The 14,643-nt window shown below is 40.4% G+C and carries 10 protein-coding genes; 4 read left to right on the plus strand and 6 right to left on the minus strand.

Features of this window, described 5'->3' with window-relative positions; translation table 11 throughout:
• Positions 1 to 10: 10 nt before the first annotated feature.
• The 6 genes from HT99x_RS05715 to HT99x_RS05740 all read right to left on the minus strand — a co-directional run bounded on the left by HT99x_RS05715 (position 11) and on the right by HT99x_RS05740 (position 9,956).
• Positions 11 to 877 (minus strand): hypothetical protein, encoded by an 867-nt coding sequence (locus HT99x_RS05715; RefSeq protein WP_075066153.1) that lies wholly within the window; start codon positions 875 to 877, stop codon positions 11 to 13.
• 173 nt (positions 878 to 1,050) lie between these two features.
• Positions 1,051 to 2,301 (minus strand): hypothetical protein, encoded by a 1,251-nt coding sequence (locus HT99x_RS05720; protein ID WP_075066154.1) that lies wholly within the window; start codon positions 2,299 to 2,301, stop codon positions 1,051 to 1,053.
• A 201-nt stretch (positions 2,302 to 2,502) separates the two neighbouring features.
• Entirely contained in the window at positions 2,503 to 4,959 is a 2,457-nt protein-coding gene (locus HT99x_RS05725; protein WP_075066155.1) for a translocation/assembly module TamB domain-containing protein, read from the minus strand.
• A 194-nt stretch (positions 4,960 to 5,153) separates the two neighbouring features.
• A complete protein-coding gene (locus tag HT99x_RS05730) occupies positions 5,154 to 6,920 on the minus strand; it encodes a BamA/TamA family outer membrane protein (RefSeq protein ID WP_139016594.1) in 1,767 nt (588 codons plus the stop codon).
• Positions 6,904 to 8,211: an AAA-associated domain-containing protein gene (locus tag HT99x_RS05735; protein ID WP_075066157.1), complete on the minus strand. Its 1,308-nt coding sequence runs from the start codon at positions 8,209 to 8,211 to the stop codon at positions 6,904 to 6,906. The genes HT99x_RS05730 and HT99x_RS05735 overlap by 17 nt, the downstream gene beginning before the upstream one ends.
• A gap of 5 nt (positions 8,212 to 8,216) precedes the next feature.
• Positions 8,217 to 9,956: an ABC transporter permease subunit gene (locus tag HT99x_RS05740; protein WP_075066158.1), complete on the minus strand. Its 1,740-nt coding sequence runs from the start codon at positions 9,954 to 9,956 to the stop codon at positions 8,217 to 8,219.
• Positions 9,957 to 10,167: 211 nt separating this feature from the next.
• Here HT99x_RS05740 and HT99x_RS05745 point away from each other — a divergent pair, with 211 nt between their 5' ends.
• The 4 genes from HT99x_RS05745 (at position 10,168) to HT99x_RS05760 (ending at position 14,533) form a co-directional block, all read left to right on the plus strand.
• Complete coding sequence (locus tag HT99x_RS05745; protein ID WP_075066159.1) at positions 10,168 to 10,710, plus strand: chorismate lyase; 543 nt, start codon at positions 10,168 to 10,170, stop codon at positions 10,708 to 10,710.
• A 9-nt stretch (positions 10,711 to 10,719) separates the two neighbouring features.
• Entirely contained in the window at positions 10,720 to 12,105 is a 1,386-nt protein-coding gene (pabB, locus tag HT99x_RS05750) for an aminodeoxychorismate synthase component I (RefSeq protein WP_075066160.1), read from the plus strand.
• Positions 12,106 to 12,157: 52 nt separating this feature from the next.
• Positions 12,158 to 13,555 (plus strand): RimK family alpha-L-glutamate ligase, encoded by a 1,398-nt coding sequence (locus tag HT99x_RS05755; protein ID WP_075066161.1) that lies wholly within the window; start codon positions 12,158 to 12,160, stop codon positions 13,553 to 13,555.
• A gap of 141 nt (positions 13,556 to 13,696) precedes the next feature.
• The gene (locus HT99x_RS05760) at positions 13,697 to 14,533 is read left to right on the plus strand and encodes a mechanosensitive ion channel family protein (RefSeq protein WP_075066162.1); all 837 of its coding nucleotides are present in this window, start codon (positions 13,697 to 13,699) and stop codon (positions 14,531 to 14,533) included.
• The last annotated feature ends 110 nt before the right edge of the window (positions 14,534 to 14,643 follow it).

The following is a 14,643-nucleotide window of genomic DNA, read 5'->3' on the forward strand; positions in this document are numbered from 1 at the left end:
GAATGGGTTATTACAGACTAAGCTTGGTGAGTTTCTCGGTGACTTCTTTCATAGCAGTCATCGATACCTCCACAGGGAAAGCTAAGTATTCATCGTGGCATGGACTTTGGCATTGCCCATTGTAAATGACGTATTGGCCTTGTTTAGAATCAAGATCGATTGTTGGCTTACAAAAGCTGTTTTGTACTCTCGCAGCAGAGGATTTTTTGGTATTAATCGAACAAAAATATCCGCGATAACCTGTTACCGTGATTTCAGTGTAGCCAAGTTCGCACATTCGATTATAGAACCTTCCGATAAAAGATTGTTCCATCACTTGTTGTAAAGCTTCATTTCTAGTCATTTCAGTTGAGACCGCAGCAAAGGCGCTATTGCAAGTTTCAAAGGCAATATGAAAAGGTTTTGTATAGAAGTTAAGTTCTGCATTCTTAAATAGCGCCTCAATTTTTTCAGCAAAAACTTCGGGTGCTATTTGGTCTTCAGGATCTAAAAAGCCAATTCCCAAGGGCGAGCCATGTCCGACAACAACAAAAGTTGGTGTATATTGTTTTTCAGCCTTAATGATTGAAGCACATTGCGTCAATTGAAAAGAGCTTAATTGTGCAGTCGTTTGTGTTTGCGTATCCGTTAATAATGGAATAGGGAATACTTTATTTTTTGAATTATTCTTTAAAGACTGGATGGTTTTAGCAGCAAAACTAAAGAGTTCATTGGAATCAAAATCTAAGGTGTTCTTAGGATTGGCAATAAATTGGGGTATTACGGGAAGTAGCACATAATGACTATAACGAGAGCGATTAGCACGTTGGGCTGTTGTATTAAAATAGTAAGTGATGGTTTTGCCAGAGTCATTATAATCATTAAAATCTGCTAACATGCCAGCTTCCTAAATTATTCTAAAGCGTTGTGGATGTTAACAAATGGTTGTTAACCTGTCTAATTTTTTGCAATCGATGCTTTGAAAAATGGTGTAAATACATGCTATTTACCTTATTTCGCTTAAGACAACTTGCTAAGGGAGAGCAAGCTGTCTTAGCCTCGATTAACCTTTTATAAAAAAGGAGCAGTGGTTGTCATTTCAGGTGCTAATGCGGTTGGTAGCATTGTGACCGGGAAAGTGCGAAATTTTTCGTTTTTCGGCAAAGTGACCGAAATAGCATCATGATTAACCGTGATAGAGTGTTGGGTGTTCTCAGCTGCAACATCGACGCTTGGCTCTGAAATGCTATCGATAATACGAATACCGCTGGAGGTTTTGGTTGCCATGCCCGTATAAAAACCACGATAGCCATGAACAACAAAATCAGTGTAACCAAGTGCCTGCATTGCATTTGCAAAACGGCCAATAACAGATTCATTTTGCACTTTTTCGATGATGGTGTTTTCATCATCGGCATCTGTTGCGTTGGTAAAAGCTGCATTACAAACATCAAAATAAAATTCTACAGGGTATTTAGGTTTTTGTAGCTTTTCTAATAATCCGGCATTTTCAGCGATACGCGTAAAATGCTCTGCAAATTGTTCAGGAGAAAAGCGTTTGTCTTGTGTCATGGAGCCAATTTTCTCAGCATTGCCATGGCCTGCAAAATGAAATATGGCAGGATATTGTGTTTCAACAAGAATTTTACTGGCAAAATCTGCGAGTGTATGGCCTGTGTGAATTTGTTGGGTTAATGGATCGTCTGATTCATCGACTTTGCAACGTAAAAACAGTAGCTTGGGGCAGGGTTTTCCACCTTTTTTATTTTTAATATATTTTAAGGTAACATTGCTGCGTTCAAGTAAATCTAAATATTCTGCATCAATATCCTTTTCTGGATGATAGCTATCGTCAGCACCGGGATGTCTTCTGGGTAAATCAGGTAAACCGAGCGTCATCACGAATTCATTCATCCGGGTTCCAGTCTTTGCATTAGAGCCTGATAGCTCTGCAAATTTTTTGATATTGTTATTTGCTTTGGCAGATAGTTTTTCTTTTTTATTAGCAGTTATTTTTGCGGTATGAAGTATCGGTTGTGCATTGTTTATTGCTATATTTTCATGCGGTAGATTTTCTTTATTATTATCCAAGTCTTTTGCTTTTTGCATTTCAATCGTATTGATTAATTGTTTCTTAATGAAATTAATCGTAAATGCGCTATTTAAATCACGTAAAATATGTTTTCTCAACATGAGTACGCGCACACCAATTTTTGCATCTTTTTCAGTTATATCTGGTATTAAACTATTGATTTTTTCCAGCGCATCTTCAGCCGTAAAAAATGCATTTGAATGCTGTGTTACTGATGAACCGGTTAACATTGTAGATATCCTCTTGCGACAAAAAGTTCGAAGTGTTTTATTAAACAAGAAGTAATAAAACTAACATATTAATTATCACAAAGAGTATGTTCATAATCAGTGGCAATTAACCAATTATCGTAATGCAAAGCATTTTAAATAAATGTTCTAACAATTTGTTAGAACATTTATTGTTTTAGCATAAAAGGAGGGAAAAGAAATTTAATGACCTTCGAACGAAAGCAGTACGTCTGCGCTGCTTCCTTGGGTGCCGGTAGAAGCTTCTACCGTGACATTTTTACCCAACATATAACGCAAGCCGAAGTTATTAGCAGAGTCAGCAATACCGAGGCTGTAATGTAAATAGAGGCGTTCTGAGAGCTGTTTGCCCAGAACGAATACGGTATCTTCTAACGGACTACGCCCTGATTTCTTCGAACTTTTAGATTTTTTAGAAAATCCAAATTGATCGAGCTTAAGTTTATCAGCAAGATTAAGCTGCACATCTTCGCGTTCATTACCCATAATATTCAGTAATTGTGAGGCTGCTTGTAATAGCAATTCACTTTGTGCTTCATTCATTTGACTTTGCGGACGACCAACCACCAGATAGGAAATAATATCGGCATCGCTCATGGCAGGAACAGAATAAAATTCAATTTGGGGTGATTTTAAATTACCGACAAATTTAATACCCGCAATAATGGTTTGTTCCGTTTTCGCAGAAACGAGGCTCGAAGCAGGTTCAATTTTTCGTTGTGCCCGAATATCTAATAAGGGATCATTAATAGGGCCACCGGAAAAAACAATTTGTCCATAATCAATATCAAATACTTTTCCATAAGAGCGGTATTTACCATTAATTAAGTTAATTTGACCCTTCGCATTGGGCATTTGCCCAGGTAATTGGCGGATTAATAATTTACCTTTGGCGTGGGTTGTAAAGCCATGACCACTATACGAGATCTGGTTGCCTAAAATAATTTCGATATTGGTTGTCAATGCGGTAGCGAAACTGCGTTCAGCAAGCGGTTTTGCTTGCGGTTTCTGTGAAACAATCACCACATCGTCAGAGGTTGTTACCATATCTGGATTTTTCAGACTGCGAATTTCGGCTTGTGGGACTAAAATACTGCCTGATAGTAAAGGTTCACCATTTTTTAAGGTTAAGATTAAGTCAGGATTAGCGACAATATAATATTCAGGGGTATCGCTTAATAATAATTTCTCGCCTTTAAGATTTAAAGCAAAGTGTGGTTTGCCCTGGGCAAATTTACCTTCGCCATTGAGGGTAAATGGGCCACTGCCCCAGGTACCATTACCTGTCATTGATAATAAATGATTAGGTAATAAGGCAATATTAAGTTGTTGAATAACGGCTTTACTGCCCCAAGCAAAGTAGCGTAGCCGGATATCTTTCAGGGCAATGTCACCGGTGATTTGCGGTGAGCCTAAAGTACCAGCAACCGTTAAATTAATATTACACTTTGCACGCCATGGTTTTAAATCGGGAATAAGGGGGGCTAGCGTTTTAATTTCTTTAACTTGGGATTGAATGGTTCCTGAAACAGCGTAGGGCTTTGCTTTGAGCGTTTTGAGCTGAATAGCTAATGGGTACTTGTTCCAGAGTAAAGCGTCTATGGATGCTTTTATGTATTTCTGATTCCAGTTCAGGGTTAAAATACCGTTAGTCGTCCCCATTTGTTGCCAACGTTCATGTTCTACAACAATTTCATTTAATTTGGCTATCCATTTTTGAGGTGTCAATTCGCCATAAAGAGCACTTTTGACGGGGTAGCCATCGATTTTGGCATTAATAATTGCTTCATGTTTTGCCAAGGTGCCCTGTAATCGAAGCGATACATTTTCAAGTGGATAATGTCCCATTTGCATTTTGCTTGCATGAAGGCTCATATTCAGCTTGGTGGAAGGATGGTCGAGTTGTTGTTTTAAAAATAAAATGTGTCCCGTGCTTGATAATTCGCCGCTGAAATATCGTGCAAAAAAGGGATTTGAAGCCAAGTGTAAATTCCAATGGATATTGACGGTATTTGCTATCGTTGCATCGAAGGTACCTGCACTGCCTTGGTAATGAATTTCTTGAAATAGGTTTTCATTGTCTGTATCGGTATTAAGCAATACCAGTTTATCAATGTGATGTTGCTCTGTTTCCCAGATAACAGAGCTATCTTCTAGCACTAAATGTCCCACTTTAAACGGAACCGGTAGTTTATGAAGTTCCGTTTTGACATCGGTGAGTGCAGATTCAATCGCTTGCGTATCAAGCGGCATTGCTTGAGATTCTATTTTATTGGGTGTGGTTGCGGTGATAGTGATGGTTGCATTTTGCGCGATAATCTCTGAAATGGTTTTATGGTGTAGTAAATCAAGCCAATCCCAATGGGTTTCAAGCTGTTTCGCTGTTAAGGTGAAACGAGGCGTTTCAATAGAGAGATCTTCTAAGATGAGTGCAGTTGCCAAACTGCCTTTGATTTCTTTAAATTGAATCTGATAAGGCGTGAGATCGGCAATCAGCTGTAATGCGACTTTGGTGCCGCAGGGCGTTAAGAAGCAATATACTACAAAAGCAAGCCCTGCAAATAATAAGGTGACAAAGAGCTTCACGATTTTTTTTAAAATCGAGAGAGGTTCAAGATGTCTAAATAATAATGATGCCATTTGCTCACCAGGCGGACACAGAGGTCCGCCTCTACATAGGTCGTTGTTGGGTAGGGGCGGACCTCTGTGTCCGCCCTCTGTGTTTGGTATATGCAATTAATTTAGCTGACGAGTATTGTATCTGCTTAGTGGCTGATTGAACAGCTTTATGCTCTTTTGGTTTAAGTATTAGTTAAATAACTTATTTTTGATGATTATATCTCAGGACCAAAAGAAGCATGAATACGCCAAGCTTCACTATCTTTATTAAGCGGTTTTGCAATGGCAAATTTGACGGGGCCTAAACGGGTTTGCCATTCGACCCCTACGCCTGTACCGACTTCAATTTGATCACCAAAATGGCGAAACGCATTACCCGCATCAATAAAGGCTAAAACGCCAAACGGCTTTTTAATCGTTTTAACCACTTCAAAGCTCACTATCCCTAAGTAAGCACCACCCACGGGTAAACGATTACCGTCTTTATCAATTTCATTGGGTAACGAGCGATAGCCATAACCACGAATGCTTAAATCACCGCCTGCGAAGAAACGCTGACTTAAAGGCAAACGCTCGCTATCATCGGGTAAAGTGAAACCAAGCTCTGTCCTGACTAATGCTTTTAAAGATTCATTGAAAGCATGTAACCAGCGACATTGCAGATACGCTTGGAAAAAGCTGGTATCACTCACCAAGGCATCCACTGAACCGCGCAAATTAATCTCAATGCGTCGTCCACGAGTAGGGGCTGCGGCATTATCACGCTTTATTTGCGTAAAGGTGACACTGGGTAGAATGAGATTGGATTGAATGGGTTCATTCGTAATATAGGCAGTGTAACTTTCATGCAAATAAGCAATCGCTAATTTACGCTGCCAATTATTGATCTCACGAACTTGGGTAAAACCCGCTTCATAGAGTTGCGAGAGTTTTTCAGTATATTCCTCTTCAAAGTAACTGCCATGTATCGCAAAAGTGTCAGTAGCAGGTTGTTTGCCGGGAATAATATAATCGAGTTCAAATTTATCATACACTTCGGAAACGCGCGCTTCTGCGTTTAAACGATGCCCCATTGAATTTAAACGACGTCTGGTCCATGCGGCTTTACCACGAACCCCGGTGTCAGTGCCATAGCCTGCGCCTAATAAATAGCGATTAGGTTTGGCATCTTTTAATTCAACTTGAATAGGTACCACATTGGAGTCAATCGTTGTTTGCGGCTTTACATTCACTTCAGAAAAATAGTCGCTTTGTGCTAAGCGACTTTGTAATTTCAACATTTTTTCAGGAGAATAAACATCGCCTGTTTGAAAGGGTAAATAGCGATTTAATAATTTTTCAGATAATACTGTTTCATGATAATTAACGGGGCCAAAATAGTGCCGCTGTTTGGTATCCAATGTTAAATAGATATCACTACTGTGCGTATCCAGATTGACTTCAACTCGATGGACACTAAAAGTGGCATCTAGGTAACCATTTTGAATAGAGGCAGACAGTAGCGCTTTTTTACCTTGTTCATATAGCGTATGGTCGAATATTTCCCCCTCATGTAAGGAGAATTCATTTTTAATTTCCTTTAGGCTGGGATCGGTGCTGCCTTCACCCACAACGCTAATCGTGATTTTTTGAATACGAACCGGCATACCTAAATCAATGGTTATTGCAATGGCCTTTTGTGTTGCATTGGTGGTCAATGCGATTTTAGGAGAATAATAGCCAAAAGGTTGAATGGCTTTGGTAACTTCTTGAGTAACGCGTTCTTCATATTGTTGTATTTTTGCTTTGTCGTCTAATTCACTTTGCTCAGGCGTTAAGGTGAGATTGGCTCGAATGTTTTCTTCAATGGTTTTGCTGACGCCATTGATATGAATATTAAAATCCTCTTCTTTTTCTTTGGCTAAAAGCGAGCCAAACGAACTTAAACTACCTAAAAGTAGTAAGGTACAAAGAGAATGACGCATCCTAGCGTGGATTTTCAAGGCTTAAAATTCCTGAATCGTAATCATAAGCGAAAATTTCAGCATAACGTCCCCAGTCAATGATAACAGTTAATACGCGTTCTGCTTCGGTTTCACTTAAATGTTCTTCCAATTCTCGTAAGAAATAGGTTTCTGACTCACGATGATTAGGGCGATTATCTAAGGTTTCACGAATATGCTTTGCAAGCGGAATATGCTTCTCAAGCTGTTTGGCAAAGAGTTTTTTGCGTTCCAAAATGGTTGCATCTGCAAATATTTTACCTTCGTCGGTTAGCGTAATATCCCCCTTGGAAACGGTGGCAAAATGAAGAATTTCTAAAGCTTCGGTTAAAGGAAATAAGCTATCCACCTCTAAATGTAAGCTTTCTGCCAGTAAAGGTAAGTCTACGCTGGCAGATTGTTCGTCTTCTGCCCACAGTGCATCGACTAAGCCTGTAAGCTCTGAAATGCCAGCATCGGGTAAACGATAACCAAAATCGACTTTATGCACTTCATCAACCCGAACGCGTTTGCGTTCACTGGTGGTCATTAAGGTGTAAATATCATCGACTAATTTACGAAAATGCGGATCTTCAGAATCGCGGGGCAAAGGTGTGCTAACCGTTAATTCAGCACGAATACGCCCAGGATTACTTGCAAAAATGATGATTCTATCCGCCATCAACGCTGCTTCTTCAATGCTGTGGGTGACAAATAAAATGCCTTTGGTTCGAGTGCGTTTCGCAAGCCAAAGGTCAATTAAGTCGCTTCTTAAGTTTTCTGAGGTTAAGACATCTAATGCGGAAAAGGGCTCATCCATGAGAAGCACTTCAGGGTTGACCACTAAAGCACGCGCAAAACCAACGCGCTGGCGCATGCCCCCGGATAACTCTTTGGGATAGGCTGATTCAAATCCATCTAAACCGATAGTATCAATGGCTTTTAATGCACGCCGCCGTCTTTCTTGGCGTTCAACGCCTAATGCTTCAAGGCCTAATTCTACATTCTGTAAAACGGTTAACCAGGGTAAGAGCGCAAAATTTTGAAATACCATGGCGATGCCTTGGACCGGCTCATGAACCACTTGATCATGATAAAGCACTTGACCACCGGAAGGTTTTACAAGACCAGCAATAATGCGCAAAAGTGTTGATTTACCCGAACCCGATTTGCCAACTAAAGCAACGATTTCGTTTTCATACATGGTAAAATCAACCGATTCTAATACGGTAAGTTCTTGCCCTTCACTTGAGCGAAAAGTCTTTTTCAGATCTTTAACAGTAAAAATGATGTTTTTAGATGATTCACTCATGATGATTAACCCACTTGATATCTTTCTTCAGCAAAGTCATATAATTTTCGCCATACCAGACGATTAATGATCATGACGTATAAGCACATAACGGCAATACCCAATCCTATACGAGCAAAATCACCGACAGCAGTATATTGTGTAATGTATCCACCGAGTCCGGTTGCATGTAACGTCTTGCCGCCCCAGGTAACAACATCGGCGACAACGCTTGCATTCCAACAACCGCCAGCCGCCGTCATGGCACCTGTGATGTAATAGGGCAAAATACCCGGCAAAATTAATTTACGCCACCATAGCCACCCTTTGACGCCATAATTTTGTGTCACCAGATGCAGTTCTTGCGGTAAGTTTGAAGTGCCTGCAATGACATTAAATAAAATGTACCACTGGGTGCCTAATATCATTAAAGGGGCGCTCCAGATGTTAACATTCAGATTATGGCTAACAATCATCATAAAGAGTACGGGATACACTAAATTGGCTGGAAAGGCAGCTAAAAATTGAGCGATGGGTTGCATAATCTTTGCAACTTTGGGTTTGAGACCAATCCACACCCCAATGGGTACCCATACCAGTGAGCAGAGCATAATCAAAATGGTAACTTTAAAAGCAGTAATCAGGCCCAGCCAACAAACATGTAAGACTTCACCCATGGTGAGCTTGGTATAAATGAAATGGCCGAGCATACCAATTGAACCTACAATACCAATAAATAAGAAGCTGTTCCAAAATGTCACGGCTGTCCAAGACAGCGCTTGACGCACACGAGGAGGCAAACGTTTGTTATGGGCTTTTTTGGGAAAAAAAGGTCCGGTTAATAGATCTCTTATTCTGGCAAGCAATTTCATGAGATGGTGAGTGATCTGGGCTCGCTGCAGTAGATTTAAAAACCAGGTTTCTGTTTCAGCATCAGGGTTATGCTCCATTTTAAATTTTTCTGACCAAGTGATGAGAGGTCGAAAGATTAATTGGTCATAAACCAAAATGACGATAAACATGGTCAAGATAACATAACTAATCGCAGCATAATCACTTTGCTGCGTGGCTTGCATAATGTAAGAGCCAATACCGGGTAGAGTAATATTTTGATTGTTTACTGAAATAGCTTCAGAAGCGACTACAAAGAACCAGCCTGCCGACAAGGACATCATGGTATTCCAAATTAAGCTGGGCGTTGCAAAGGGAACTTCAAGACGCCAGAAACGTTGCCAAGGGCTTAAATGAAACATATCCGCTGCTTCTTTGAGATCCTTAGGAATGGTGCGTAATGATTGATAAAAAGAAAGTGCCATATTCCATACTTGTGAGGTAAAAATAGCAAAAATAGCAGCACATTCAGGCCCTAAGCGGCTACCTGGAAATAAGTAAATAAAGGAAAGTACTGTGATAGAAAGAAAACCTAAGATAGGCACAGATTGCATAATATCAATAAAGGGTAGAATAAACTTTTCAGCTCGGGCATTTTTCGCTGCGAGGGTGCCGACGGTGAAGGTAAATAACAGTGAGAAAAAAAGCGCAATACCCATTCGAATAATGGTGCTGATGGCATAGCCGGGTAGCATCTCGGGTGAAAGTGAAATGGTAATTTGTGTGCCGAGTGCATAGGGAAGCGTCATTTTCTGAGCGCCCCATATCAAGGAAGCAAACAAACCAAACAACAAGAGCAATATAGCAAGATCCCACTGGTTTAAAGGTAGGGTTATTTTGCTTTTTGGCTCACCATAGTGTGGTTTCGTTGGCATGTTTTATTCATCTAGTCGATTGTTCGTTGCTCCATTATAGGGGGGATGCAAGAACAAACAAACACTCAATATACTCTTCGTAACCCAGTTTAAAGTTATCAAACTAGGTATATTGAGCTTTGGGGGGGACTTTGTTAGCATCAACGACATCCATAAGCATATTAACATGATTGCTTAAATAAACTAACTTACTTACTGGATTGAGGAGCCTATGAAGTCTATTCAGTGGGAAAGCTCTGTCGCAGCCTTACAAACACAGCCATCTCCTTCTATCGAGAATTGGCTTACCCAGCCTTATATTTTGAGCCATGCCCTTAAGCGCCACTGCCAACATTTGGGAGTGCAGGTATTAGCACAGCAATTTGCTGCAGTTGATGCCACAGAGCAGACACTCTCTGAACAAGGTGCTTTACCTTTTGTCAGGCAAGTCTTTTTATGCGGCGATGATGTTCCTTGGACTTATGGTCGTGTTGTGATTGCACCGAGTACCTATCAAAGTTACTTTACACAGTTTGCTTCACTAGGCTCCAAGCCGCTAGGGGAGACGTTGTTATATAATAACCCTGATACAACACGCAGTCGTTTTGAATATGCGCTGATTACACAAGACACCCCACTTTATCGTGAGATCCAAGCCTATCTGTCTTTAACGGAGCCGATGTTGTGGGGACGTCGATCTTATTTTTATTTAAAACAATTCCCCTTGTTAGTGACAGAGGTCTTCTTGCCGATGCTCCCTTCATTTAAGCCTTAAGAGGATAGTATGGATCATTTTCCCATTGTTGAAGAGCTTCGCTATCAAGACCCTTTAACGTGCTTTATTCGAGTCCCACGTGAAGGTGCATTATGGCTTGATAGTGCCGCAACATCACAGCAAGGGCGCTATAGTTATATTGCCTTTAGTCCTTTTCAAACCATTATCAGTAAAAATGAAGCAGTTAATCCTTGGACGGTTTTAGAAGCGGTTTTTGCGCGTTATAAGCTGACGCCACTCTCTGATTTGCCACCCTTTCAAGGAGGAATTGCTGGCGTTTTTAGTTATGAATTAGGGGGATATCTTGAAAAATTACCGCGTTCAACCATCGATGACTTACAGTTTCCTGAACTGATGGTTGGTTGTTACGACTTGGTGTTGGCATTTGATCATCCATTGCAGCGATGTTGGTTATTTTCCAGCGGTTTTCCTGAAACATCGGAGGAAGCGCGCTTAACAAGAGCTAAAAAACGGCTTGCTTATGCTAAGGATTTATTATCACAAACGGTAACGCTGCCTGAAGTCTGTGCCGTCACGATTGCTGAAGAGGCGATTACGTCGACTTTTACCCAAGCACGTTATGAAGAAGAGGTTGCACGAGTGATTGAATATATTCGTGCAGGCGATATTTTCGAAGCGAACATTTCGCAGCGATTTTCCTGTACCTTACCAGATAAGCTGAGTACTTTTGATTTATATCGCCGCTTACGCAAAAATAATCCTGCACCTTATGCCGCTTATATGCAATTGGGTGACAATGTTATTGCCAGTGCTTCACCTGAACAATTTTTACAACTTGAAAATGGCATGGTAGAAACACGGCCGATTAAAGGCACAAGACCTCGTCATGCAACCCCCGAACAAGATAAACGCAATGCGCAAGAACTGATGGATAGCGAAAAAGATCATGCTGAAAATGTCATGATTGTGGATTTAATGCGAAATGATTTATCACGTGTTTGCTTAGCACACTCTATTCAAGTTTCACAGTTATGCGCATTAGAATCTTTTGCCACGGTTCATCACTTGGTTTCTGTGGTGCAAGGAAAAATAAAGCCCGAATTTAATGCGCTGGATTTATTGAAAGCCACTTTCCCGGGCGGCTCTATTACCGGTGCGCCAAAGATTCGAGCCATGGAAATTATTGCAGAATGTGAACCAACCTTGCGTGGACCTTATTGCGGAAGTATTGGTTATTTAGGATTTAATGATAATGTTGCACTTTCTATTACCATTAGAACTTATGCGATTCATCAGAATTTTTTAACCTTTCAAACGGGTGGAGCGGTAACCATTGATTCTGTACCAAAAGAAGAATACGAAGAAACCTTGGCTAAAGCGAAAGCCTTACGATATACCCTGGTAGGGGAGCGTAATAAGCATATAATAACATAAGTACAGAGTGTTATTTTAGGTTGGAAAGCTAAGATGATTGTAAGGCTATACCATGGCAAATAATGAAATCATGCAGATTGGCTGGGAAGAGTGGGTTGCATTACCTGAGCTTGGTTTGCCTGCTATCAAAGCAAAAGTGGATACTGGCGCTAAAACATCAGCCTTGCATGCTTTTATGGTTGAAAAAATTATTGAAGAGGGTGATGTTAAAGTCCATTTTGGCATTCATCCTATCCCTGAACGTCCTGAAGTGGAAGTTTATTGTAAAGCACATTTAGTTGCTGAACGCGAAATAACGAGCTCAAATGGACAAACCGAGCTTCGCTACGTTATTCGCACGATTGCGAAATTTGGTAAAAAAAAATGGCCTATTGAAATTACCCTAACCGATCGCGAAACGATGGCTTATCGCATGTTAATAGGACGCTCTGCGATGGAAGGCAAACTTTCCGTCAATCCAGAACACTCCTTTATGCTGGGGGCGCTTTGTCCTTCCGGTTATGATGATATTGTCCCTAAGCGTAAAAAGCGCAAAATGAAGATCTGTATTTTGAGCCGTTCGCGCAATATTTATACAACCGATCGTTTAGTCACCGTCGCTGAAAATCGAGGACATCGAGTTGAGGTGATTGATGCAACGCGCTGTTATGTTGATATTAGCTCTAACAAGCCTGCAGTTCACTATCAAGGTGAGGTTTTACCACGTTTTGATGCACTTTTTTCCCATCATGTAAACACCAATTATTACGGCATTGCTATTTTAAGGCAGTTTGAGACACTCGGAACGTTTTGTATTAATAGTGCCAGCGCAATTGCCCATTCGCGTGATAGACTATTTGCCCATCAATTGCTAAGCCGGGCCGGGGTGAGTATGCCAACAACCGCTTTTGCACACTATCCCGGTGATACCAAAGATATGATCAAAATCTTGGGTGGTGCACCATTAGTGATTAAATTGCTTGAAGGGCAACAAGGTAATAAAGGGGTGGTTCTAGCACAAACCAATAAATCAGCAGCTGCTGTGATCCAAGCTTTTCGCGGCTTAAAAGCGAATTTTATTGCGCAACAATATATTCAGGAGCCAAAAAGCAAAGATATCTTATGCGTTATTTTAGGCAATAAAGTGATAACAGCAATTCAGCAAGAAACATCTTCGCTTGAAATATTAACGGACGAAGTGACAACCCCGAGAAAATCGCATTTGATTGAAATTACCTCAATAGAGAAGAAATTAGCAATCCGTGCTGCTCGTGTGTTAGGGCTTAAATTTGCGGTAGTCAATTTTTTACGCACCAAAGCGGGGCCACGCGTTATTGACGTCAATAGTTCTCCGTCATTTAAGCGTATAGAAAAAATATCTGGCCTTGATTTAGGAACTTTAATTATTGACTATCTTGAACACCATGCCAGACCTCGTTTACCTAAACGAGTGATTGGTTATTCTATTTAATTCTTTGTTTTAATGCAGCGCTCAGAATACTCTGCGCTTGCAATCAGGGGGAGAAATCGCGATTCTCCCCCTGATAAACCCCATCGCGTAATGAGCGCTTCAAATCACGCTTTGCATTTTGAAGTGTAATAGGTATATATCATGAATGAGCTTTATATTAATTTAATTAAAACATTAAGTGCAGTTGTTTTCCTTTTATTGATTGACTTTGTTGCAGAGCTATTACTGGTTCGCAATATCAAAGATAAAAAGAAAAGCTTTAAAATCCGTGTCGGCACCCGTTACGTCTTATTTTTCTGCTTTTTATTTTTCATGGCTAAGATCTGGGTTGAAGGTTTTGGTTATTTGCTCACCTTTGTGGGCGTTATTTCCGCGGCATTAACCATTACCCAAAAAGAATACCTCATGAATTTTATTGGTTGGTTGATTATCATGTGGCGTTCTTTGTTTACAGAAGGGGATTATATTGAAATTGGCAAATATAGTGGTTATGTCAAAAATATTGGGCCATTATATTTTTCATTAGAAGAAGCCAGTGAATTGATTTGGGGAGATAAAACAGGCCGCACCATCAAAATTCCTAATAGTTTAGTTGCTAATAACCCGATTGTAAATTTCACCTTAGATAGAGCCTTCATTGAAGGAAAATGTTTTTTTACTTTCACGTTTGCATCGGCGCTTGATAAAATTCAAGAAGTCATAGAAGAAATCGATCGAGAAGTCGATCAACTACTTACCCATATGCATAGTGGCTGGACTAAAAAGCAACAACAAGAATTTGAGCATTTGAAACGCCTTGGCCAGCACAAAGCGCATTTTTTATTGCGTGTTCAGCAAGACAGGCCTCTTGGCATCCAGCTCAAAGTTCGTTATTTATCGTTGCGAAAAGATCAAAAAAGCATTGAGGATAAGATAGCAAGTATCGTGATGATGAACGTTAATTCGCAACCTGAAATTGCACTGAGTTTGTCGACCTAAACTACCTTCATTTCTCCCTGATGGAACAGCAATCAACATGCTGTTCCCTTATTCCTGCTAAATCATTTATACCTCATATTTAAGAAAAAAGGTGCCGTTACATGGATTGC

It is taken from the genome of Candidatus Berkiella aquae, assembly GCF_001431295.2.
Lineage (GTDB): Bacteria > Pseudomonadota > Gammaproteobacteria > Berkiellales > Berkiellaceae > Berkiella > Berkiella aquae.

Coding starts and splice junctions, on each gene's coding strand:
- HT99x_RS05715 (WP_075066153.1), bottom strand. CDS start 877: ATGTTAGCAGATTTTAATGATTATAATGACTCTGGCAAAACCATCACT.
- HT99x_RS05720 (WP_075066154.1), bottom strand. CDS start 2,301: ATGTTAACCGGTTCATCAGTAACACAGCATTCAAATGCATTTTTTACG.
- HT99x_RS05725 (WP_075066155.1), bottom strand. CDS start 4,959: ATGGCATCATTATTATTTAGACATCTTGAACCTCTCTCGATTTTAAAA.
- HT99x_RS05735 (WP_075066157.1), bottom strand. CDS start 8,211: ATGAGTGAATCATCTAAAAACATCATTTTTACTGTTAAAGATCTGAAA.
- HT99x_RS05740 (WP_075066158.1), bottom strand. CDS start 9,956: ATGCCAACGAAACCACACTATGGTGAGCCAAAAAGCAAAATAACCCTA.
- HT99x_RS05745 (WP_075066159.1), top strand. CDS start 10,168: ATGAAGTCTATTCAGTGGGAAAGCTCTGTCGCAGCCTTACAAACACAG.
- pabB (WP_075066160.1), top strand. CDS start 10,720: ATGGATCATTTTCCCATTGTTGAAGAGCTTCGCTATCAAGACCCTTTA.
- HT99x_RS05755 (WP_075066161.1), top strand. CDS start 12,158: ATGGCAAATAATGAAATCATGCAGATTGGCTGGGAAGAGTGGGTTGCA.
- HT99x_RS05760 (WP_075066162.1), top strand. CDS start 13,697: ATGAATGAGCTTTATATTAATTTAATTAAAACATTAAGTGCAGTTGTT.